At 42.8% G+C, this 24,281-nt stretch carries 18 protein-coding genes; 10 read left to right on the forward strand and 8 right to left on the reverse strand.

The features are described 5' to 3' along the window. Positions 1 to 373 precede the first annotated feature (373 nt). The 5 genes from QNM18_RS04145 (at position 374) to QNM18_RS04165 (ending at position 5,963) form a co-directional block, all read left to right on the forward strand. Complete coding sequence (locus tag QNM18_RS04145; RefSeq protein WP_284136440.1) at positions 374 to 2,440, forward strand: LruC domain-containing protein; 2,067 nt, start codon at positions 374 to 376, stop codon at positions 2,438 to 2,440. A 9-nt stretch (positions 2,441 to 2,449) separates the two neighbouring features. Beyond that, positions 2,450 to 2,971 (forward strand): hypothetical protein, encoded by a 522-nt coding sequence (locus QNM18_RS04150; RefSeq protein ID WP_284136441.1) that lies wholly within the window; start codon positions 2,450 to 2,452, stop codon positions 2,969 to 2,971. Positions 2,972 to 3,557: 586 nt separating this feature from the next. Next, positions 3,558 to 4,352 carry a substrate-binding periplasmic protein gene (locus QNM18_RS04155; protein ID WP_284136442.1) on the forward strand — a complete coding sequence of 265 codons (795 nt, stop codon included), beginning with the start codon at positions 3,558 to 3,560 and terminating at the stop codon, positions 4,350 to 4,352. A 149-nt stretch (positions 4,353 to 4,501) separates the two neighbouring features. Further along, on the forward strand, positions 4,502 to 5,521 hold the full coding sequence (locus tag QNM18_RS04160) for a fibrinogen-like YCDxxxxGGGW domain-containing protein (RefSeq protein WP_284136443.1): 1,020 nt from the start codon (positions 4,502 to 4,504) through the stop codon (positions 5,519 to 5,521). A gap of 259 nt (positions 5,522 to 5,780) precedes the next feature. Next, a complete protein-coding gene (locus tag QNM18_RS04165) occupies positions 5,781 to 5,963 on the forward strand; it encodes a hypothetical protein (protein ID WP_211009050.1) in 183 nt (60 codons plus the stop codon). Between the two features lie 69 nt (positions 5,964 to 6,032). Here the strand turns inward: QNM18_RS04165 and QNM18_RS04170 are convergent, their stop codons facing one another. From QNM18_RS04170 to QNM18_RS04190, 5 genes are read right to left on the reverse strand one after another with little or no spacing between them, the layout of a single operon-like run. Beyond that, the gene (locus QNM18_RS04170; protein WP_284136444.1) at positions 6,033 to 7,067 is read right to left on the reverse strand and encodes a sugar phosphate isomerase/epimerase family protein; all 1,035 of its coding nucleotides are present in this window, start codon (positions 7,065 to 7,067) and stop codon (positions 6,033 to 6,035) included. Positions 7,068 to 7,083: 16 nt separating this feature from the next. Beyond that, complete coding sequence (gene iolE / locus QNM18_RS04175; RefSeq protein WP_284136445.1) at positions 7,084 to 8,001, reverse strand: myo-inosose-2 dehydratase; 918 nt, start codon at positions 7,999 to 8,001, stop codon at positions 7,084 to 7,086. 59 nt (positions 8,002 to 8,060) lie between these two features. Beyond that, positions 8,061 to 8,564, reverse strand: coding sequence for a hypothetical protein (locus QNM18_RS04180; RefSeq protein ID WP_211009047.1), 504 nt, complete (start codon positions 8,562 to 8,564; stop codon positions 8,061 to 8,063). Continuing rightward, the gene (locus QNM18_RS04185; protein ID WP_284136446.1) at positions 8,561 to 9,715 is read right to left on the reverse strand and encodes a ferritin-like domain-containing protein; all 1,155 of its coding nucleotides are present in this window, start codon (positions 9,713 to 9,715) and stop codon (positions 8,561 to 8,563) included. The genes QNM18_RS04180 and QNM18_RS04185 overlap by 4 nt, the downstream gene beginning before the upstream one ends. Beyond that, positions 9,712 to 11,634 (reverse strand): GMC oxidoreductase, encoded by a 1,923-nt coding sequence (locus tag QNM18_RS04190; protein ID WP_284136447.1) that lies wholly within the window; start codon positions 11,632 to 11,634, stop codon positions 9,712 to 9,714. Before QNM18_RS04190 ends, QNM18_RS04185 begins: the two co-directional genes overlap by 4 nt. 433 nt (positions 11,635 to 12,067) lie before the next feature. On the opposite strand from QNM18_RS04190, the gene QNM18_RS04195 reads away from it, so the two are divergent. The 4 genes from QNM18_RS04195 (at position 12,068) to QNM18_RS04210 (ending at position 16,375) form a co-directional block, all read left to right on the forward strand. Next, positions 12,068 to 13,504 (forward strand): glycoside hydrolase family 15 protein, encoded by a 1,437-nt coding sequence (locus QNM18_RS04195; protein ID WP_284136448.1) that lies wholly within the window; start codon positions 12,068 to 12,070, stop codon positions 13,502 to 13,504. A 125-nt stretch (positions 13,505 to 13,629) separates the two neighbouring features. Continuing rightward, positions 13,630 to 13,845 carry a hypothetical protein gene (locus tag QNM18_RS04200; protein WP_284136449.1) on the forward strand — a complete coding sequence of 72 codons (216 nt, stop codon included), beginning with the start codon at positions 13,630 to 13,632 and terminating at the stop codon, positions 13,843 to 13,845. 5 nt (positions 13,846 to 13,850) lie between these two features. Then, the gene (locus tag QNM18_RS04205) at positions 13,851 to 14,681 is read left to right on the forward strand and encodes an MBL fold metallo-hydrolase (protein WP_211009043.1); all 831 of its coding nucleotides are present in this window, start codon (positions 13,851 to 13,853) and stop codon (positions 14,679 to 14,681) included. 38 nt (positions 14,682 to 14,719) lie between these two features. Next, the gene (locus tag QNM18_RS04210; RefSeq protein ID WP_284136450.1) at positions 14,720 to 16,375 is read left to right on the forward strand and encodes an alpha-keto acid decarboxylase family protein; all 1,656 of its coding nucleotides are present in this window, start codon (positions 14,720 to 14,722) and stop codon (positions 16,373 to 16,375) included. Positions 16,376 to 16,705: 330 nt separating this feature from the next. On the opposite strand, the gene QNM18_RS04215 is transcribed toward QNM18_RS04210, so the two are convergent. Together QNM18_RS04215 and QNM18_RS04220 are read right to left on the reverse strand one after the other, a co-directional pair. Next, a complete protein-coding gene (locus QNM18_RS04215; RefSeq protein WP_417714771.1) occupies positions 16,706 to 20,722 on the reverse strand; it encodes a carboxypeptidase-like regulatory domain-containing protein in 4,017 nt (1,338 codons plus the stop codon). 244 nt (positions 20,723 to 20,966) lie between these two features. Further along, the gene (locus QNM18_RS04220) at positions 20,967 to 22,199 is read right to left on the reverse strand and encodes a DEAD/DEAH box helicase (protein ID WP_211009040.1); all 1,233 of its coding nucleotides are present in this window, start codon (positions 22,197 to 22,199) and stop codon (positions 20,967 to 20,969) included. 141 nt (positions 22,200 to 22,340) lie between these two features. On the opposite strand from QNM18_RS04220, the gene codB reads away from it, so the two are divergent. Next, the gene (gene codB / locus QNM18_RS04225; RefSeq protein ID WP_284136452.1) at positions 22,341 to 23,570 is read left to right on the forward strand and encodes a cytosine permease; all 1,230 of its coding nucleotides are present in this window, start codon (positions 22,341 to 22,343) and stop codon (positions 23,568 to 23,570) included. On the opposite strand, the gene QNM18_RS04230 is transcribed toward codB, so the two are convergent. Continuing rightward, positions 23,549 to 24,136 (reverse strand): hypothetical protein, encoded by a 588-nt coding sequence (locus QNM18_RS04230; RefSeq protein WP_284136453.1) that lies wholly within the window; start codon positions 24,134 to 24,136, stop codon positions 23,549 to 23,551. The genes codB and QNM18_RS04230 overlap by 22 nt on opposite strands. Positions 24,137 to 24,281 lie beyond the last annotated feature (145 nt).

A 24,281-nucleotide genomic window follows, 5' to 3' on the forward strand; every position in this document is an offset into this window, starting at 1 on the left:
AAAAATAATAAAAGCCTTCTCTTCATGATGAAGGCTTTTTTTTAACCTTATTACTGTACTGTTCTTTCGACTGCCAACCTGAATTAAACAGGTATTATGTTTGAGATGGCAAGAGCGGTATAAGTAAATCATCTCCGTTTTTAGAAAAATCCACAAAGCCGTCAACTAAAAATATTCTGTATGATTTTTAATACCCTAGCCATTTTTCATGGTGCATTTCATTTTTATCAAAATGCTACTCTCAGTTTTTAAACCGCATCGCAAGTTGCAATCTCATTTCAAAAAAATAAAAAACAACTTTAAATTCAATATTTTAACTTTGGCATCTCGATTGCAAACTCAATCATAGCTAATTTATATGTTGGAGAGAAACATGAAATACAGATTACTCAGCTTATGCTTGCTGTCGGCAGGTGCCAGTGCCACCCCTTTCGATACTTGCCCGTCAAAAGCGTTCTTAGTGCAAGGCAATACAGCCTCTATTTACGGCGTCAATTTAGTTTCAGGGTCTTACAGTGAATTTGCTCAAAGTGTAGGAACCAATGACAAGTTAAACGGTTTTGGCTTTAGTCTCCACGACAGATACTTATACGGATGGGACTACAGCCGAAAAGACGTAGGCCGAGTCGGGAAGGATTATACTCTGGAACCACTCAACACAATTGGGTTTCCTGATACCAACTTCTATGTCGGTGACGTCGCTATCCATGAAAATGCCTACTATGTGTATAGAAAAGGAGGTTCGTATGGCTTATATCGTGTGTCTTTGGACGAAAATAGCAACGACTACCTGCAAGCCACACGCGTGATTAATGGTAGCGCGCTCAATTTAAACATCTTTGATATGGCATTTGCACCAAACGGTGAAGCAGGTCTTGCATATAGTGTGGACAGCAACGGGAACTTACATCGTATTAATGTCGCTACAGGCGCTAGCAGTTCCCTTGGTAACGTCGGCCAATCAGGCACTTTTGGCGCAGTCTACTTTGATGTTGAGAACAACTTTTACATTAGCCGTAATCAAGACGGTCATATTTACCGAGTAAACATTGAAGACCCGTCAGATACACAGTTGTTTGCTTATGGCCCAATTTCAAATACTAATGACGGTGCGCGCTGTGCAACCGCCCCCATCATTGACGAAGGCGAAGAGCCCACATTGGATTATGGCGATGCGCCAGACAGCTATGGTACATCATTGAACGAAAACGGTGCCCGCCACAGCGTAGGTGACCTCTACTTTGGTGACAGTGTCAGCGCGGAACATTTACCGAAAGCGCAAGATGACGACAATGGCGTGAGCTTTGTTACAAGTATTGAAACTGGGTATGACGCACTGATTTCATTCACTCTGTCAACTAACGGGTTTGTCAATGCGTGGATAGATTGGAATCAAGATGGTCAATTCCAATCATCTGAACGCATTATCAGCGAATTTTCAGGTGTAGCCGGTGAAAATCGTGTATTAGTGCCTGTCCCGGTTGATGCTGTTGAAGGCAACACATGGGCACGCTTTAGAGTATCAAACAACAGTGACATCGCACCAACCGGTGGTGTTGGCAATGGTGAGGTAGAAGATATTGCAGTAAGCGTAGTTGCGAGCAGCTTGATTGAATCAACAACTGCATGGCAAACAGCTGCATTTGAAGACCTATGGCCGCAAACCGGTGACTACGATTTCAATGATGTTGTTGTCAGATATAGAACGACCACAGGTCAAATTGGTAGTCAGGTTGTTCAATATAAAGTAGAAGGTGCACTTATGGCTGTAGGCGCAGGATACCACAATGCATTTGCAATCCGCTTCAAAGATATTGCTCGCAGCCATGTAAAAGAGTCTGAGTTACAACTGACAATTGATGGCTCTACCGCACAACATAGCCCGCTTGAAGCCAACCGCAATGAAGCTATCACTGTCATTTTCACAGATACAAGAGACATGGTACCCACTCAGGAAGGGTGTAAATTCTTTAGAACCGAAGAAGGTTGCAGCGACATCCAGCGCTCGCCTATTCCGTTCGAATTAACACTGCCGCTCTCTACAAGTTACAACGCAAGTATTGCAACGGTAGATAAGCTAGACCCTTTTATATTTGCCGTGAACGGTCACTATCATGGTCCTTATGTAGACTCAAATAATGGTCGTGGATGGGAAGTACATTTAAAGAATCAAAGCCCAACAGAAGCATTTGACAACAGCTACTTGGATCAAGGCGATGATACATCTACAACCAATGGTCATTTTCAAACAGCCAATGGCTTACCTTGGGCTTTAATCATCAACACAGATTGGCAACACCCTAAAGAAAGAGTCGACATGTCCATTGCATACCCAGAGTTTGTAGAATTTGCCTCTTCTGCTGGTGAGAAAAACGTGACTTGGTTTGAAAACCCTGTGGCTAATTACCAGTACACCATTAATAACGCAGCTCAAAACTAGGAGTAAACCATGAACAAGTTCATCATCACTTTAATGACTTTTACATTGACGGCATGTGGCGGCGGTTCTGGTGGCACAGAAGGACAAGGCAACTCAACTGCATCAATCGCATCGAATACGACGACTTCAACACCTACAAAAGCAAACGGTGAGTCAACTGCTCCAGACAGCGCACAAGTTAACGACAATGCAAGTGCAATGAACCAGGGAGAGGGGATCGGAAGTATGGAAGTAGATCAATCGTTTGATTTTAGAAGCAGTTTACCTTTACAGGTCACCCTTGGCGAAAACTTAGTTAGTGAACGCGCATTTGTTAATATCTGCAAACAGGGAGAGAGCATTACCAATGCAGACAACTGCTTTTTACGCGCCCCACTCGATAGCAATGGTTTTTCAGCTCAGATCCAACTGCCTCATGCTGAGCAAAAACTCAAAGCAGAAATTTGGTTTTACAGTACAACGAAAGAGCCTTTAGTGTATAGCTGGGAGCTAGACGCCAGCCAGCAAAACCAATCTTGGCTTATAAACTAGCGCTAATAGTAGAGTATGCCACCGCATGCTCTACTTTAAACACTTACCGTTTGGGATCAATGCCTCATTAGAGTAGACCTAGGTAACGTAAATAAAAACTCTATCTCATCACAACCCCAACGCAACCAATAAGGCAATGCCCACTATTTGGGGCGAAAAAGCGCTTTAGCTTGCAAAATGGCCTAATAAATAACGAGATTAATGTATCAGCGCTCTTCAATTGCGCAACCCACTTCGCACCAAAAGAGCTATTTCTATCCACAGATTTTGTTAATAGGCTGTGGTTAACTTTCTTAACTTCTCTCATAGGATGACACTATATTGCATAACAGTCTTACATGTCGGCCTTCTCTTCTAGTCTGCGGCTATTAGAAAGTATGACCATAAGAAACATATGCTGTAGTTTTTTTTGAAAAAAAGTATTACTTTTTAACACGTTAAAAAACACCACTATTGACGTAACACTAATTTAGACAGCTATTTAAACACGTATCTTGACGGGGTCAGAATTAACGTATGATATCCACACCGTAGTTATGAACTAAACTTGCATAGATATGCAAAGGTTATTTTTTAAGCTGCGATTATGTTCAAACTCTACGTCTTATTAATTTTTTTGTCTTTTCAGATTAAATCCAGCGAAAACCACCTTCTTGTCGCAACTGGCAACTATCCGCCATTTACAGGTAGCCAATTGGCTGACGATGGGTTTGTCAATCACATCATTCGCCTTGCTATGTCTTCACAAGGAAAGCAGATTGATTTTGTATACTTACCTTGGAAACGCAGCTTTCAATCCGCAAAGCTGGGACAATTTGATATGGCTTCTTACTGGGTTTGTGAGCCGCAATACCAGCAAGACTTTTACTGCAGCGATCCAGTCTATCAAGGCACACTGAAGTTGTTTTTTAGAAAAGATACACCACTTCCCAAATGGCAGACAATTCGCGATTTACAGCCATATCGTATTGGCGCAATACTCGGTTATGAGTATATACCCGAATTCCATCAAGCTATAAATCAAGATGATTTGGATGTCATAATGGTGAGCAATGATCAACTCAGTTTAAACATGCTACTTAATGAGCGAGTTGATATGATCTTGCTTAGCGAAATAGCTATGCATGCGCTACTTGAACAACACTTTTCTCAACAACAGGCTAGAGAAATTAAAGCCCACCCCAAACCGTTTTTAGAATACCAAGCACACATTCTATTTCCAAAGGTACGAGCTAACAGTGCTGCAACCAAAGAAAGTTTCAATCGCGGCCTAAAAAAATTAAAAAGCTCAGGCGAATTACAAAAGCAGTGGCAACGTATGCTGGATGGTGAGTTTTCCGTGAAAGATAAAGTGCAAGTTGAAAAAGAGCGCCCAAGATAGATTATGAATTAATTTCTAGATAACAAATATATTATTTCAGAAAGAGTCAGTTGTACTGAAAAAAACCACAACAGATGACTATATAAAGCTGAAATTGATCGTAAACAGCTCTGCGCCATCTTTAGAACAAACATACCCAAAGGACATATATGAAATTACTAGCACTCTCTGTTACTTCCTTGCTAGCGAGCCACTTTGTTTTTGCCAACCAGACAATTGAGGGCAATTATGTTCTCACGACTGATAACTTACATAACGGTGTCATTGAGTCAGCTTCAACACAAGAGATCACATTGTTAGGGGACAAATCTCATTTTATGGCACAAACTAGTGCTCAATTTCTATCAGGAACAACGGCACAAGACGGCAATGTTATTGAGTTCAAGCTGTCAAATAAAGTGCCTTCAAATACTCAATACTTTTTGGGTAATGTAGACGCTCAAGGGACTTACAGTGGAACTTGGTTCGCCGCCAACGGCAATAAAGGTGACTGGACCTTAACGGCACTACAGCCAAACACTGCCACAAGCTGTCGAGATATTCTTGATGCAGGACTAAGCCAAGGTGATGGGGTTTATGAAATAAGCACCTATGCCGGTGATAAGTTAAGCGTGTATTGTGATATGACCAGAGATGGCGGTGGGTGGACGCTAGTTGGTAGCTATCCACGCCTACAGCCTGGAGGAATACACCGCATTGAAGAATATGGAGATACCCCTGAAACCGACCCAAACAATGTAACAAGACTCTGGCTTTATAAAGGTGATTTGAGCGTTTTCTCTGACGCAAAAGAGCAAGTTAGCTGCTCAACAACAAATTGTACGGATGGCTACAGCGTCTATGGACAAAATTTCACGGCAAGGGAACTTGAACTGGTTCGTTACAACTGGGGGGCGTCAGATCGTGTTGAAAAAATGCCTAAAAACTCAGACAAGCCAAGCTGTACAACATCATTGGAGCCGGGTGCAACCGTTTATGAAGGGTGTGTTGGCACTGCCTACCTTGGTGGCAATGTCGCCGACTCTACAGTAGGTTGGCAAGGTGATATTCTCGCACCATATTGTTGGGTTGCACGAGGCACCTACAAGCCACAATCTTCTGGGTCCGCAATTTGTAGTTACGGCAAAGAACCCAATGGTTCTCAGTGGGCACTGCTTTGGATGAGATAACGCTATCAGTTTGACCTCATTTTGCGCCGCCCCGTTGTGGGCGTCGCTTACATTTGCTCATTTACTTCACAACAGCGCAAATCAGACTTATAACGATACCTTCCCTACTTCCAATTTTGCTCCTCAAACCGCTATTTTATGCTTCAAATCAAATAAACCAGTATTTACGACGCAAAAGCAAAGATAATTTATTCACAGAATTGAATTTTATGGTAATTTTGATTCTCAGCATTGTGGCTGACATTCATAAAGGAGTTATATGATGAAGAATATAAAACTTAAAAAATCTAAGTTAAAAACACTATCACTTAATGACAAAGTTTTAGCACAGGCTAATACACCTGCAGTTGGTGGTGGCGCTTCAGCCACCATGTGCATTACGCTATCGGTCGACGATTGCTGTACTATTCCACCAACAAAACCGACAAGAGACTTTTGTTAAGTAGATATAAAGAAGTGACATAAATTGTCACTTCTACTAATTGGCAAATAAATTAAAATCTAAGCGCCCCTATTTACACTGGTTTAAATTCAATTTCTTGCGGATGTTTGCTAGTTTACTTTGCGTAAAATCAAAAGCTTGCTTAGCGACTTGATAAGCATCTGGGTATTGATTGGGCTGATCAACCTCAGGTATCCAAAACTTTCTTCTGGTCAATCGGAGTCCCTGATCAAACGCGCCTACAGCATTAAATATCTCAACTGCAATGGGGCCATTGAAACGCGATAAAATAGGAGTAAATATCTCTTCCCAAGGCAACCAGCAAGTTACCAAATCACCTCTATCTGGTGGAGACGCTTGCGCATAGTGCAGGCGACCTTGGTCAGCAATATAGTTAATTTGCTGTGCAAAGACCTCTGGACCATCCCCATCTAAAGTCTCTTGGGCGCTATCAAGCACCACACCTATTGTCGGATCATCAATTCCATCTAAAAAAGCGATCAATTGTGCCAACTTGTTAGGCCCCGGCGTCTCCCAATGGCTTATCGGCTCAATAGCCAATTTTACCCCTTTAGAAGATGCATATTGACCTAACTCGATAAAACTTTGTTGCGCCGTTTTATAACGCACGGCCAACTCATCTTGCAAGTCATCACTCCATACTGCTTCGCCATTCGGCGCTTTAAAAACAAATCCACCATAGGGGATCACCATGGGGCCCATCATGATTTGACCGCCCAGCGCGGCTGTTATGTCGACACGAGATTTTAGATATTCAATTCCAGCATGACGCACAGCTGGATCCGCAGAACTCGGATCATACTGTGTCGTCGCCCCTACATTCGTTGCGACCTTAATGTGGGCAAACCCTTCTTCGTCCATGCGCGTTCTAAAGGCCTTATAGGCATTGAGCTCCGCTTCATACGTCGAAAATGCATAGGCAGTTGTATCTTCACGGCCAGGGTGAAACTCAAACCCCGTGTAACCCATTTCAACCAACCTGCGAATGTGTACCATGGCTTGATCTAAAAATGTATCATCTTCTATTGAGAAGTTTGAACCAAACATAAAGAAGCTGAAGTACATATCTGTATTGTGCTGCATTTGGTCATCCCTCTCTTCAAAGGCCTGTCACTTCCTCGAGGTATTTACGTGCCATTTGCGCATACAGCAATGGCGTTGCAACAGCAGGGTTTTGCTCTGCCTCAACAATGAGCCAACCTTCAAACTGTTTGTCAGCAAGCGCTTGCAGAATTTCTTTAAAATCCAAACAACCAGCAGGATCCCCTGGTACTGTGAATACACCTTTTAAAATCGCTTCTTTAAAAGACAAGTCATTCGCTAAACTGTAATCCATTACTTCTTTGCGAATATTTTTCAAATGAACATGTCTGATTCTGTCACCATAAAGTCTAATAAACTCCAAGTTGTCACCACCTGCAAAAAATAAATGACCTGTATCCAAACAAAAATGAACACAGTCAGGATCAGTGAGCTCCGCGAAACGTGCTATTTCATCCATTGTCATTACGCCTGTTCCCATGTGATGGTGATAACACATTTTTACACCATGACAATTGGCTTTGTGACCCAACTCATTTAGACCGTCAGCCAATTTGCGCCATTGCTCATCACTAAATTTGGGCGCATTAGGTACCAGAGCAATAGGCTGTTGGTGAGACGAACCACCGAGTTCTGCCAACACCAAATCACCACTTTGCATTTCTTTCAAAAACTGAATTTCTTGCTCAAAGCTCTTAAAAGTCTGCTCTTTCATGTCATTTATTGTAAAGTAAGTGCTTACCCATGGCTCTGAGATGACCAATCCACGCATATCTAGCGCACGCTTTAAGGTAGCTGCATCGCTTGGGTACTTATGCCCTCGACTACACCCTTCAAACCCCGCCAGTGCCATCTCACTGACGATTTGCTCAAATGGGATACCGGTATCAATATCTAGAAAGTCGTCATTGACCCACCCAGTAGGAGTAATACCAAATTTTACCGCGCCCTTTGGAAACATTGTTTGTCTGCTCATTTTAAACATCCTGTTGATGGCATAAACGAAGTAAACACTTACATTTATGCAAGTTTCAATTAGTGCTGCTTTACAAACTGCCAGCGGTTGTCGAAGTTGATCCTTGGCGCGTCACTCCACGAACCATACCCAGGCCCCTTGGCACCGGAAGGATTTGCATCAATGGCTTGCCACAATAGCCCTTCTGTATACGCTGCTGAGCTAACAAAAAAAGTAACGTCATGCTCACTTTTACCAAAGGTTTCTCGCCATGCGTGAGGCAACTGGTACCAAGTTCCCGTATACCAAAGTTTTATGATATTGCGTGCTACCGGGCCCAACTTCACATCACCCAAAATTTGCTGTCTAATGCCCGTGTTAAACCCCTGTTCGTCACACGCACTCTCATAAACAACTTCAAATACATTTAGTAATTGTTCAACGATACCCTTGCCAACAATATCGTTGAGTGTTTGGAAGTAATTTTGTACTTGACCCGTACCATGTAACGCAAATGCATTAAAATCAGTCAGTGCGCCCGATAACTCAGTAAATTGACTAACTTGGTGCTGTTGATTATTCATTGCACGACTTCCTTACGCTCATGGTATCCCGGAGTTACTGTTTGCGATCTACTAGCGCTGCCTGTCATCCCCTCTTCAATTTCAAAAGTGGGACCAGCGTGCAATTGCGGATTAGTTGGTATCGGGTTGCGGATCAATTGACTGGCGTACTCTTTTAATTTAAACATGCCACATACTGCGCCAAGTAATAGGTTTTGCTGACCGCTAAACGCTGCATTAATAGTCACCAAAAACTTTCTATAATTTTGATTGAAGTCCTGTGCTGCTTTTAGTAATGCTGAATTGTCGGGGAAATCTGCTAACTTGGGGTTCGATTTGATTGGATAGACCTTATCGTAGTCCACATCAAATTTTGGCCCTGTCGGTTTACCCGGCTCATCCCCGAGTTGGTAATAGCGGCCGAACTTAAGTTGTTCAAATCGGTAGTAGTGGGAAATCTCACCCTCGGAGTCAAAAATCTCTTTTGACAGCCCTTCGCCCTGTTCAATAACCAGCTTCAACGCGCTGATGGCAGAAGCTTTATCCGTAACTTCAACGACACTCCCACCACCAGAGTAATAGTATTTATTAGATACTTGAAACTTGGGATCACCTACAAATATGGTTTCTCCACATTCGTTGGCCTGCGCTTCTAAAAACTCAATGCCTTCTATAATGGCATCATAAAAGTCACCTATGCTGTAAAAGCTATATGTTGAAGACTTAAGTGGTTTAATTGCATCGAGGTTAAATTTGCTATGATCCGCTCTGGTAACACACCCTTTAGGCCCCCCACTTTGCGAGTGTTTCTGAGACATCCCTGGCCGCTCAATTTTCAAAAACGTCTCTAGCGTGTCAGCTGAAAAACAGCTAATTGAAACTTGGAAATCTCGTTCGCCATCGGGCAAATAAGTTGGAAACGTAGGAACAAACCCATCGCTGAGTAAATTGGGATGTCGCCCCAGTGCATTTAGCACATTAGCAGATAGCGTCATATGTAGCATTTCTTCGACAAGTACAGCGCGTATGGTCGCTGTTGCTTCTAGATTAGCCTCAGGGTAAATGCTGTATAGCGCAGTCAAATAAGGTGGTATCGTCGCATGCTCTAATTGAATAGCCGCATCTAGCATCTGATATAAATCTTCTATTGTGTTTACTATGCGCTCGCTCATTGACTGGCTCCTTTCACAGTTTTAAACGTCGTATCAGACACGACATCCACTTGATAACTGCCAAGTTCCGCAACTAGATATTCCATCGTTTTGAAGCACAGCGCAGCAAGCGTTAGTGTGGTGTTTGACGTGCCAATACTGGGCATACTTCCTGAACCGATAAGATATAAGTTATTGTGGTCCCAAGATTGCTGGTGCTCATTCACAACTGAGTTTTCAGCGCTTGTCCCCATAACATGCGTACCTGAAAAGTGATTGCCACCTCGAAAATAATAGCTCTCCCCTTGATATTGAAAGGAGCCATAGTCAAGTAATGAGTAACTAGAAAAGTCCTGCGCACCTAAACGTTGAAAGAACACTTTTGAGGTTTCACGCGCATATGCAATGCCCGCTTTTGAATAATCAGATAAGTTGTAGTTGACGATGGGCCGCATATTACCGAGCGCATCTTTGTATTCTGGATCGACCGTGATCCGATTACTTTCATCAGCAGCTTGCTCAACCATATACGCAAACAATAATTGATTTGAGACTCTGTCGACGGTACTTTGACGAAGCTCCTTTCCAAACTTATTTTGCGTATCCACCAAGGTTTCAATATCAGAGAAAGGCGAGCCTGTAGCCCAACCCCACCCGTCATTGTGAATGTCGACGCCAAATGGGGCTTGTTTCGCGCGGCTTGTACCATATCTGAAATCAGCAATACCTGAAGTACATTTCGTACCCCGCATAGTTCCAGCGGCTTCTGGTAGCAACCCCCAAGCAAGTAGATATGTATGGTCCATTAAATTTTTCCCCATCAATCCACTCGAACTAGGTAGGCCTGAAGCCAACATCAGTCGGGCATTCTCCACTGCATTGGTCGCTAAGATAAAAGTTCTTGCGCAAACCTGACCAAGCGTGTGCTCAGGCGAGCTTGTTTTTGTATAGTGTTTAAACTCAATGTGACTTATGTTGTTGTCATGCTTGCTAACGACCACCTTACTGGCGACCGCTTGTGGCAAAAAGTCCATTTTTCCGGTTTTTGCCGCATCAAATAACGTTTTACGTGCATCATATTTGGCTTGAACAGGGCAAATGGGAACGCAATTGTTATTGCCTTGACATCGACCACCTTGTTCCACTTGAACCGCACCAACTGCGCCGACCGGCTTGAACCCTGAACCGCTTTGATAGCGCTCATTTGGAATGCCATTTCGACCTTGGGGGAAAGGTCTAACTTTTACCGTATGGGTCTCACCAAACAGCTCAAACTCAGCGCCATCAATACCCTTGGCTACCACTTGATCAAGATAAGATGGCGGCAGCCCGTACATGGGATACACATAGTCTTTTTCATATTTGATGCCATAAAAACCCTGCTCTTCCACGTTGGCCGACACGCCTATTTCACGCTCAGCCATTCGATAGTAGGGCATCAAATCTTCATACTTAATTGGCCAGTCTAGGCCTACGCCATACTTGGTTTTAATTGAAAAGTCATCCGGTAACATACGCAGGATCTTGGCCTCCCAGTGCATGGTTGTGCCACCGGTAACACGCGTATACGTGCTGTCTAGCGCCAATGGTCCATTTTGCACCATATAGCCTTTTGAACTAGTCTGCCCCAAATAGAGCTTGCTGACATCTGTCGATCTAGGCATCGGTGCATTCGGGTTTGCCGGATATGGCGCATTATTATCTTTTGAGGCATTGGCATAGTAATTTGAGAGATACTGCTTAAAGCCGTCGTAACTTAGGCTTTTTGCCGGTGCAGCTTCAAGTACTAAAACTTGAAAGCCTTTGGCGGTAAGTTCTTTTGCGGCAATTGCACCGCTTATCCCTGAGCCGATGATCACTGCATCATATTTACCACTGTTTGAGTTTTGAACTGCCTGCTCAGGTGTTATTTGCTCTATTGTTGAATTTGCTTCACTCATTCAAGCGTCCCCGTCCTATTCCATTAACAACAGCATTAACATTTAAGCTAAAATTCAGTGTAGCAGATAAAAAATAAATGCAATTAAAAATTAAACAACATCAAACCAACAATGTCTAAATAGCAGAAACAGGTCTCTAAAATAAGTAAATATGTAGATAAAAACAGGCTTTAAGTGCAAAAACTCAAGATCACTTTTAGGTATTAAAAGCCATTTCTGAAACATTTGTGTTTTTCTTATTAAATTAATAACTTGTTAAAAAAATCAAAATATTTAAGCAGTCAGCAATTTTTTGTGTATATACTTTCTGATGCACTTAGTGCGACTACAACGGATTGCTAATGTGAGACAGTTAGTGAATGAACTAGGTTGTATGTTTGAATTCTCACACCGACATTCCGAGACAGTAAACAGACTTATTCTTGGAACACTTATGACAACTCAAACGAATACACTGCTCAAAACAGAGCAAGAATACCTTACATCTATCGATGCTCAGTCCCTTGATAAATGGACGAAAACAGCCAGACAACACGTATTGGAGAGAATGATCTCTAATATTTCACCTGACGACGGAGAGCGCGGTGCTGTTTTAGCTTCCCCTTCGCGCACGAATCCTAACTATTACTACCATTGGGTAAGAGATGCAGCCCGCACCATGAGCGAAATTGCTAAACTAAATGGGCTGGACCATAGAAACTTTAAAGACAAATACTACGACATGATGATTGATTATGTTGAGTTTACTAAGATCAACCAAACCACTCCAACTGTCAGCAACAGTCTCGGCGAACCTAAGTTTTACGTCACTGGACAAGCGTTTAATGGGCCCTGGGGAAGGCCGCAAAATGATGGGCCTGCACAACGTGCACTCACCATTACTCGCTGGGCAAATATCCTGCTAAAAAATGGTGAGAAAGACTACGTAACTGGTACCCTTTATGATTCAAAAGAACCGTCATTTAGCATTATCAAGGCTGACTTAGACTTCGTTGCTAATCACTGGCAAGACCCTTGTTTTGATTTATGGGAAGAAGTTGACGGTACACACTTCTATACTCGCATGCTCCAGCGAACCGCTTTGCGAGAAGGCGCTGACCTTGCCAACATACTCAATGATCCAGGTGCTGCTGATTACTACAATCAACAAGCTTCACTCATTGAGAGCGCAATGGATGATTTTTGGAGCGAAGAAAAAAGTCATTATTTAACAACTTTAAATCGTGTTGGTGGCTTGGACTACAAAGCATCTAATCTTGATGTCGCAACAACCTTAGGTATTTGCCAAGCACTGTCTGATTCTCATCCATTTATAAACCCACACGAAGATAAAGTACTGGCAACCGCTTATGCACTGCATCAAGCATTTGATCCTCTATATTCAATAAATTCGCTTGAAAGCACCACGTCAGGAGATCCTATCGCGCCGGGTATTGGGCGTTACCCTGAAGACAAATATGCAGGCAGCGCACCACTTGGGCAAGGCAATCCTTGGTTTTTGTGCACCGCCTCTCTGAGCAGTATTTGTTACAAAGCTGCCGCCTTATTCACTGAGCAGAAAAACATTGAAATCAATAAATACAATATTGGCCAGTTAACACTTGCAGTAAAACTTGTCGATACAGACTGCAAACTTGAAACAGGCGAATGTTTTAGCAGTCGCACCAAGACCTTCAAAACAATTATTGTCGGTTTAAAAGCATTAGGTGATGCCTACCTGAGACGGATACAAATCCATGCCGGAGAAGAAACATCTTTATCCGAGCAATTCAGTCGCTACGATGGGTTTATGACCAGTGCAGAGCACTTAACTTGGAGTTATGTGTCGGTTGCTATTGCCATTGATTTGCGAAATGCTCTGAAGATTTGAACTGACCGACAGCCACCAGTACTAAACTGGTGGTCGTTTAAACACTTAATCAAAGACGTATTTTGCCAATAAGCATCGCTAAAAACGCTTTTAGGACGTGGTAAAAACTGAAAATGGACGTTGAAATGAATAAAATTCAGTCACTCGATATGCTTTACAAAGGTTCGCTTTTACGCCCATGTAAAGCAATTTCAATCAACTCCGATACTTCTGCGATACCCTTTGGCAGCTCAATTACCTCATACAGTATTAATCTGAAACATACCACTGCTGCACTCTTTCAGCTGACGCAAAGCACCGAGCAACGGTGTTTTGTCACTTTTATCTTTTACAGCGAGTAAATGCCATGAACATACCGATCACTAACCCTATTAAGATTGTCGTTAAGCAATCTGGTCAGGTGAAAATCCATACTTTTATCTCCTCTTACGAAGGCGACAACATCGCCAATGCCACGCATATCATAGAGAGCGAAAATGTACTGGTGCTCATTGATGGTCAGTTTTTAAGCCCATATGCGAAAAAATTCCGTGAGTATGCCGACAGCTTAAAAAAACCCATTGAAAGATTATATTTATCCCATCGCCACCCTGATCATTGGTTTGGTCTTGGTGATGCTTTTGCGGATGTAGAAATTTACACGCTGCCAGAAACCATTGAGTTCCTCAAAGAGCACGGGGAGGAATCTCGTGAAGATCACATGGGGAAATTAGGTGATTTAGCACCTGAAAAGGTTGTGATCCCACAACATGCTGTGTATCCAGGCGTTGAAATTATCGATGGCGTTAAATATGTAATCGAACGGATCATAGATACTGAAATTGATTATGGTATTACCTTAAAGTTACCTGATTTAGGCGTATTCATTGCACAAGATTTAATATATAGCGGCACACATTTATACCTGACTAAATACCTCGACCACTGGATGGAGCAGTATGAAGATATGCTGATATCAGATTACGAACTGTTTTTGCCCGGTCACGGCGCTCCAGCAGATAAAAAAGAAGTTACCGAAAACCTTAAGTATCTCATTGCCGCTAAACAAGCAATTGCAGATGGACTTAAGAATGAGGCATTCAAAGAGTTTATGCTACACAAATTCCCGACACGGCAATGCCCAGCCATTTTCGATATTTACTTACCCAGACTGTTTGATGGCGCTAGTGAATACTAACAAAGTTTGATGTTAACTCATTTTATAGGTGGATCAGCATGGATACACAATACACAGTAGGACAATATTTAACTCAACGGCTAGAAGAGCTAGGGCTCGGCCACTTATTCTCTATCGCAGGTGATTACACAATTGAGTGGATCAACAAACATATTGAGCCCAGTAGTATCGAATTAATCGAAGAGGTCAACGAGCTAAACGCAGGGTACGCCGCTGATGGTTATGCCAGATTGAAAGGCATTGGCGCTATGTGTTTCACATATTCAGCAGGTACCTTAAGTGCCGTCAATGCCGTTGCCGCTTCTTACGCAGAACGCATACCTGTGGTCGTCATCAATGGAGCACCAAGTATTCAGAAGCGCCTGACAGCGCAACAAACCGGGTTTACATATCACCATATGATAGACGGTGAAACTGATTTAAATATTTACAAAAATATCACGGCAGCCGCCATTAAATTGGACAACCCAGAGCTGGCACCTAGGTTAATTGACTATGCCTTAACTGAATGTATCTCACAAAAAAGGCCAGCTTATATTGAGCTGCTAGAAGATATGGTTGAGCAGCCCTGTGCAGCTCCTGTTGGCAAACTAGTACCGCTTACGCCTATCCCACTGCAAGATAACGTTGACAAAGCCGTTGACAAAATTCAGCAGTCGCTGGCAGGTGCCAAGCGGCCAATTGTGTGGCTTGGTGCTGAAGTAGATCGAATGGGGCTTCATGATCAAGCAAATGCATTAATCAGGAAACTGAACCTTCCCTATGTAACCGAACTTATCAGCAAAGCCGTATTTTCAGAAAATGACCCACTTTTTGCTGGTGTTTTCGACGGTCAGGCTTCATCAGCTATCACTCAAGAGCTAGTAGAAGAATCCGACTTTATTTTGGGGCTAGGTGTATGGCTTTCGGATATCAACTCTCTTGGCCAAACCGTCAACTACGACAAAACAGCCTTGGTAGCTTGGGACACTGTCAAGCTAGGTACTTATTTTGAACCCCAAGTACCACTGGCCAATTTTATTGAGGCGCTCAGCCAGCAACCTTTGAGTAACTTACCATCGTGTGCAATTCCCAGCGATGTACCAAATATCTGCGAAAGCCTGAGTGGCTCCATAACATATCAGGGTTTTTACGACTATATCCAAGATAAAGAGTACATAAATGACAATGTGTTGATAGGTAGTGACGCCAGCTTAAACTTTTTTGGTAGTCTACTGTTAAAAGTAGGTACCCCGAGAGGGTTTGTCGCACAGCCAACGTACTCTTCCATTGGTTATATTGGACCTGCTGCAACGGGCATGAGCCTTGCGAAAAAAGACCACCAACGCGTGTTTGTTTTCTCAGGGGATGGCGGTTTTCAAATGACACCACAATGCCTATCTACACAAACAAGGTTTAAGCTCAACCCCATTATATTTGTGATGGATAACGGCGTATATGGCGTTGAACAATGGCTGTACGATGCAGAAATTTTTTCAAGTGATCAGCCATTTTTCGAATCTTGTATTTTGCACCAGTGGGACTATTGTAAGCTCGCAGACGTATTTGGATGTAAGGGTTGGACTGTCAACACCTATGAAGAACTTAATAACGCAATTCTAGGAGCTCTTGAGAACTTAGATAGCCCTTCGCTAATTCAAGTTAAAGTGCCACCTAAATCTTTACCTGATAATGCGAAGTGGAAGAAAAAATAAGTGTGACTAAACAGTCATTTATTAAGTGCGATTAGTATAAGAAAAAACCAGCGAGAGCTGGTTTTTTTGTCCTCGCGCTGTTTGAAAGCTTGGCTCAAAGATTGAGATATTTAGTCAAACTACCGTTTATGCGTTATGCCGAGGCTACAAGGGGTCAGGCTTAATAGTCTGATCACAAGGTGTCCAAAATATGAAAATGCACCATGTATGGCGACTCAAAAATCATACTTAAAAACCCAATAGAGAGCAGAAAACCATTTGCACGCCTGATTGGATTAATCAGACAGCCCACAGCGACGACAAGCTTTGCCGCCGCGCGGACACTATGAATTACTGATAACTCAAAAAGATTTCATTTGCCTCAGAGCATGAGTCACTCTCTGCGTAATAGCATACCTTGAGTCCATCACTAGAAGCTTCAAGCAACTGCACATAATAGTATTCATCCTGAATGTGATATTTGATCCTACCAGCCTCGTCTAACTGAGCATCACCTTGCCCAAATGAAGTATCCATTTTATATACACCATTGACATACCATGTGCTCCACATATGCTTATTTTCGCCAATAGTTTGATATAATTTGAATTGAGATAGCATAAAGGGTTCAAACTTTGTGAAACTTTCCCCGGAGCTTCGCTCTATTACCCTAAGCATGGAAGTTTCAGATAACCCGTCATTGATTTTATAAGTATCAAGTGCAAATAACGTTTTTTCCCCCTGAGCAAGCGGCATTAATCGCCGATATGCCCGCTCAACACACTCAGGCTTTTCATTGGTGCAACTAGCATCCGTTTGAAGCGTTTCTGAATTCCAAAAATCTTGTAGGTACAGCTTATTGTCGTCAAAATAAGCGTGGCTATACGTAATAGCGGTTCCCATCCTAACAATACCGTTGCCGTAAACTTCCATCCCTTCTAAACTTGCTAGTTCCGAGCCATTTTTAATCCGCCAAACACTTGGAGAGTTTTCAATAATTGGTGCTGTTGTTTGATGCTTGACCATTATACCAGCCCCTTTTTGCAATGCAGACATATAAGGCCCTGATTCATATCGTGCACTAAACTGATAACTGCCATCGAGCTCCTTCAACAAAGATACATGGATGATATTGCTATAGTCTCCCATCTCAATGATCTCGATATAATTACCATGCCATGACCAACTAATTGACGTGACCTTTTCCCCGCTTTGGATTTCGCCTTCTCCATTTTCTTTGAGTACTAGTTGGTATGTATCTAACCAAGGTAAATATGCATCTTTACTCATGTGCTTCGTAAAATAGAAGTGCTCAGCTGCCCCATAGCCCAGTGACCAAGTTCCCAAAAACTGCGTCTGTGTCAGGCTAATCTCAGCAAAGTCTCGCCTATCATCTAACACATCAACCAAACTATCTACAAGGTGAATTTCGCCTTGATTGTTCAATTGACGGTGCCAAACAACCTCGATCCCTTCTGCATGCTTATTCAGGTCAAAGCCAGTAATTACAACCTCAATGAAATCATCACTGGAGGCTGTTACTTTATCCAGAGAAACTGTTTGCGGTTGTGTCAATTGTGCCGTTATCCCTCCTCCTTCAGCCGCCTGCCAAGTAAAGTTTGAGTATAAAGCTCCATGAGACACTAACCCCTCTCCAGAAGCTCGAATGTCAATGTCGAAATGCTCAGGCGCATAAAAACCCTTTCGAAGTAGTCGCAGCTGCCCAATGAAGTCATTTTCTTTGATAAATTTAGCTGTAATGTGACAAGACATAGGTGGCCTATAAACTTCAAACGTCATGCTTTGATCATAAAAATAACCATTACAGCCAGAAATTTCGCTCACGATGTAGCCATTACTTGGCTCCACAGTCAATGACAGTACCTCACCAAGCCTTGGCTTGTCAGTATGTGCAATCAATGTACCTTGTCCTTCGACGGTCACAGTAAAATCCAATTCAGGGCCTAAGGTGGAAAATGTAGCGGTATTTGATTCATCACATTGGCCGCTAACGGAGCGAATGCACACCTCGAGTTCAGTTGACGATACAACTTCTGCAAAAAGCACTAATTGTTCATTCGTATCATCATTAGATAACACCATGTATGTGCCTTTATCTTCAACTCGGTAAGCAACGCCTTTGTATTCAGCAACTGCATAACAAGGACCGCTAGGGCATTGCATCTCGAATTTCAGTGTATCATCTAGACCGTAAAGCGTGCTGGTTTGACTATATGGCATTAAAGTATTGAGAAGCTGTTGTCCATCCTCTGAGTGGATTGTAAAAAACTTCAAATATGATTGACTCTTAGGAACTGTGGGGGAATAAATATTTGGCTTGGTATACCTAACGGCAATGTCGTTACCAAAAACTCCCACAAATTCAAATACGCCTGCTGAATTAAATTGGCAAGATGATTGGGTGGTTTCACAGTGACTGACCTTATGACCATTCCATTGAAACTCCCCCAGCTCAATCTGCCCTTGCTCTAAAGCCCATACACTTGAATACCCAAGTTGAGTTAGATAAGTGTTGTCTTCAAAAAAGAAAAATTGTCGACTGTCATATTGTGAGTTAGTACTAGTCCAACTTCCTATAAAGTCAAAACTATCAAAGCCCGACGCCTGTTGCTTCACAAATACTGCGCCATTTAAGATTGAGTCGCTTTCTTTCAAGTGACCAAATACCTTGGTATTGAATTTACCTGAAGTGTGATCGAGAATCTGGTAGGCAACTCTCTTATCTGTGTTCTCCAACACCAACTCAGTTTCTGTTAGGTGCCACTGCCAAGTAATTTCGCCTGAGCCTTGGCTTGCAGTACCATCTGCAAAAAATTCAAGCTTTAGAGTCTCTCCAAACGAGTACTCAAGCATATGGTGCTGAACATACCACTCCCCCACCAATGCCTCTTCATTTATCGATATGTCAGGGGTTGTTTTAAGTAGGTTTGCAAAAGCTTCTGTACTATTTTTTAGCGGTGTAGGCATTAAGTCAAAAATTAAGCCATGCTCATATGAAACATAGGCCTCTATCACACCATTTCGCTCTTCTATCATAGTGAGTGATAAATGATTAAGGACTGTCTTAGCACTCGCCCCAAAGTCCGTCTGAACACCTGGTGGTACTATTACCACAGGCTCTGCAAAAGATAATGTCACAACTTGAGCATTTTTTTCCCAATTAAAGCTTGCAGATTCTCCAGCCGTAATTGTTCCTGTACCATCTTCATTAAAGGTAAGGTTGACTAACAAACCATGCATTTTATTTGGGATGGAAAGAGTGTAATCTCCTATCAAATCCGATGCCAAACCAGGCAGTAATGTTGCATCCTCAAGTAACCCTTCTGACGCTTTCTTGAGTAACTCAGGATGTGTAACTTCAAGTTCAGAATATAGCTGCTCTGCGCCCGATTTGTCTGTTACCAATGCGAGTGTTGAACTGAATTTGGTCGGCAAAAGGTCAATATCGTTATCAACAATCGCTTTTATTAAGGTTGCTAGCTTCATCTTTTCAGCTGTATCAACTAACAGCAGTGTATCCTGTAACTGAGCAAGAGAGTCAAATGCGCCCTCATGCTTAGATAGTTGTGCGTACTCAGCCGTCGTTACATTGGTAACATTAACACCAAATAACTCAGTTGCCAGCAAGACTTTATCCGCTCCGGATTTGATAACGATTTCATCAATACTGGGCAATTGTGAAATAAACTCTACGCGAGACTGATCACCAACCCCCTGAGCATGTAATTGCACCAGCGCAGCCTTGCTTGATTCATCTGCTGCGATATCAAGGGTATACTCCCCTTGTGCATTCGCGATTGCAGTAAACGTCTCATTGCCTATCGTCGCTGTTACCGTCGCATTAGGGATCGGCTGGTCCGTAACCATGCCTTGTAATTGCACGGCTATTTCATTGCGCTCGAAAATAACAGTGTGAGTAGCAGCCTCTTTCGCACCTCGATCATCTGTGACTGTAACAGTGAATGTGATGGCGACATCTTGTTGAATATCTGGGGTACTTAACTCTAACTTCTGACTATCTGTACCAGATAAACTAACCTCAAGCTCTGCATCATGTTGCCAATGATAACTAACAATTGTGCCATCGGTATCAGACGCGTTGGCAGTCAAAACCAAAGCTTGACGCTCTTGTCCACTTACTTCACCTTCAATCTCAACAGTCGGCTTTTGATTATCAGGTGTTATAGGTTGGGGCTCTGGGGTTGTCGGTTGCGGTTCTGGGGTAGTCGGCTGCGGCTTGACTGACGGCGTTTCTGTCGAAGTCGGTTGAGGTTGAGACTCCTCACTACCACCTCCACAGCCAAAAAGGAATGCAGCTAATGCACATAGGCACCCTTTTGATATCATTGAAGACAATTGCATTTTCCTAAAATATATAGCTTAAATTGCGCGCAGATTACACACTTATCCGGCCGGATTCAAGGAACAATATTGTGCAATTGTAAATAAAATTAAATAATACATAATTCCCAAAATTGAGTGGGGCTGAGGCTAATTAATTGGCTCTTCGAACTGAGATAAAGGTTCTCAATGTAATTTTTGAAAGGAAGGATTATTACCATAAAAGAAGGCGCAAACTGCGCCCTTCATATTATTTTTTTCTTCGTCTGGTTCGCTGCCCCAATATCCGTTTCTTGTCTCGCTGTTTTCTCGACTTGCTGGTATTTTTACGGTTGTCTTTCGGCTCTTTTGTCAAATCTGGCTCATAGCCTGCCAACCACTGAGGTGTTAGTCGGGTATCTAATAGCACTTCAATTTCTTCCAGTAGCCATTGCTCATCAATACTCACTAAAGAGATCGACTGACCGCTATTTCCTGCGCGGCCAGTACGCCCTATACGATGAATATAGTCTTCAGCAACAAAGGGGAGTTCTGCGTTAATTACATAGCTTAGTGCTTTGATATCAATACCTCGAGCAGCTACATCGGTCGCCACCAGCACCCGTGTTTTTCCTGATTTAAATTGCTCTAACGCACGCTCGCGTGCCCCTTGAGACTTATCACCATGAATAGCTAATGTTGCTAACCCATCTTTGTTAAGTTCGCTGGCATAATCATCTGCGGCTTTTTTGGTGCGCGTAAATACCAATACTTGCTGCCAGTTATTTTTACCAATTAAATGGGCAATCAACTCACGCTTTCTATCTTCATCAACCGCGTAAAATGTCTGATCGACATTGTCTGCGGTGCTGTTTTGTTGTTCAACACCAACACGCTCCGGGGTGTTTAACCACATTTTTACTTGCGATAAAACACTGTCATCCATTGTCGCAGAAAAGAGCATTGTTTGACGTTTTTCAGGCATTTTTCGCATTATACGCTTAATTTCACCAATGAAGCCCATATCTAGCATACGGTCTGCCTCATCAAATACTAGATGAGTAATGGCGCTCAAAGACAAAGTGCCTTTGATCATATGATCCAGTAAGCGTCCAGGTGTAGCTACGACAATATCAACCCCTTCTTTTAAGGTTTTTTCTTGCGGTCCAATATTTGCGCCGCCGTACAAACAAGCGACTCTGAGATGACTGAACTTAGCTAAACGTTTGGTGTCTTTTGCAACTTGCTGAGCAAGCTCTCTTGTGGGAGCCAAAACCAGCGCACGGACGGCAGGAGCTTCAAAATCACTCTGCACTAAACTATTTAAAATAGGCAGCATAAAGGCAGCTGTTTTTCCAGTTCCAGTCTGCGCAGTTGCAAGCAAGTCTTTACCTTGCAAAATAAGTGGAATGCTCAACGCTTGAATTTGTGTTGGTTCAGTGAATTCTAAATGCGCTAAAGCTTGGTTTAGTTCATCTGCAAGATTTAAAGATTGAAAAGACATGATAGCCTATAAGTACTGCCAAAGATGCGCGCAGTATAGCAAAACTGAGCAACCCTTGTGTACATTGTAAATACAACCCCTCTCCATATTTGTGCTGCATTTGCATTTTACACTAAGCCATCCCATTTATTTGGAGTACCAATGACGACCCATGAATTTGAATTGAGCCCAGTACCGACTGAAGCGCGACGCGCCTCTATTGCAATGACCATGCTGATGCTTGGCCTCACCTTTTTTTCTGCAAGCATGTGGACTGGGGGAAAACTCGGCGTTGGATTGTCACCGAATGACTTTTTTACGGCGGTCTTAGTGGGAAACCTTATTTTAGCCCTATACACTGCATTTTTGGCTTATATCGGTGCTAAAACTGGTCTTTCAACGCATTTACTGGCACGCTATTCGTTTGGTATTAAAGGGTCATGGTTACCGTCAGCCTTACTAGCAGGTACTCAAGTTGGTTGGTTTGGTGTCGGTGTTGCCATGTTTGCGCTCCCGGTCAATAAAATTACAGGCATTGACATGAATTGGTTAATTCTTGGCGCAGGTATACTGATGACAATCACAGCTTATGTAGGGATTTCAGCACTTGTGGTGCTCTCGGCCATTGCAGTTCCGGCAATCGCTTTGCTCGGCGGCTTTTCCGTTTGGTTGGCCATTGACGGTGCTGGAGGCCTATCAGCTTTGGCTGCTCAACCAATTGCAGCACCTCTTAGTCAAACTCAAGCAATCACTTTAGTGGTGGGGTCGTTTATCTCAGCAGGCACGCTTACAGCAGATTTCATGCGTTTTGGAAAAAGCACCAAAAAAGCGGTGTTTATTACCATTGTGGCATTTTTAATTGGCAACAGTTTAATGTTTGTTTTTGGTGGGGCTGGGGCCGCTGCAACAGGTAAATCAGATATTTCCGAGGTACTGATGCTACAAGGCTTGATCCTCCCAGCCATCATAGTATTGGGCTTAAACATTTGGACTACCAATGACAATGCGCTGTACGCATCTGGGCTTGGATGTGCAAATATTACCGGTCTTCCAAGCCAATACCTCAGTGTATTCAATGGCATCATAGGTACAGTTTGCGCTCTTTGGTTATACAACCATTTTGTCGATTGGCTAGTATTTTTATCCGCCGCTATCCCTCCCATAGGCGGCGTCATCATCACCCACTATTTTACCCATAAAGCACAATATCAAGACCTTGACATTTCCCAAAACAAAAATGTTAATTGGTTCGCCATTACCAGCGTCATTATTGGGGTAGCGGCAGGACATAGTTTACCAGGAATAGTGCCAATCAATGCCATTATCGCAAGTGCGCTGAGCTTTTATCTCGCAACTTGGTGCCAGACAAATCAATTGGCGCGGACAAAGTAATTACCGCTGGAGAGCATTGGAAAATCGTCTGAGATAGCATATATTTCAACGCGATACTCTCCACTTTGCCATTGGTTTCGAGACATCTTGATATAGTGCAAACGGTCTGCTGACTTTATTGATATATTTTTAAACGCCAACATTTGATTCGTGTCTTTATTAAACCACTTAACTAGCACTTTATGACCATGATCTGCGCCAGTTTCAAAGGTAGCAGTAACCTTTTTCACCTCAGCCTCAAATTCATTTTGATTGGCATACCCTGCAAGCCCCTCCGCTCCATTACTGAAGTAAACACGTGAAGGCCCATGGTTAAGCATTTCTACGTCATCATCAAGATTTTCCCCCAGCGCTATTTTGCTGAGTCGCTCTGCCGCTTGTTTTATATCGGATATCCGTTCGATACTATCTTGGTCTAAAATTCCTTGCTGCAAAGCAAACTGAGCAATTTCTTCGTCGCTTGCAAACTTCAAAGCAAAACTAGATGCTGTCGATAACGCATCTGGTACAGTCTTTGTCTTGTGCTGTACTGGTAGTAACTTTTTTGATTCCGTACAGATTGGCATTAGCGTATCCTGCACAGGTTTTGAAACTGACTCAGCTGCCGCAATTGATTGCGTTTGAGGGGCTGACTTAAACCACAGCCCACTCAGGAGAACCCCCGCAAACAAACCCAGTGAAAAAAATATCAAGCTTTTTATGTTCACGGGT

Origin of the sequence: Pseudoalteromonas obscura (assembly GCF_030135505.1) — a bacterium.
Lineage (GTDB): Bacteria > Pseudomonadota > Gammaproteobacteria > Enterobacterales > Alteromonadaceae > Pseudoalteromonas > Pseudoalteromonas obscura.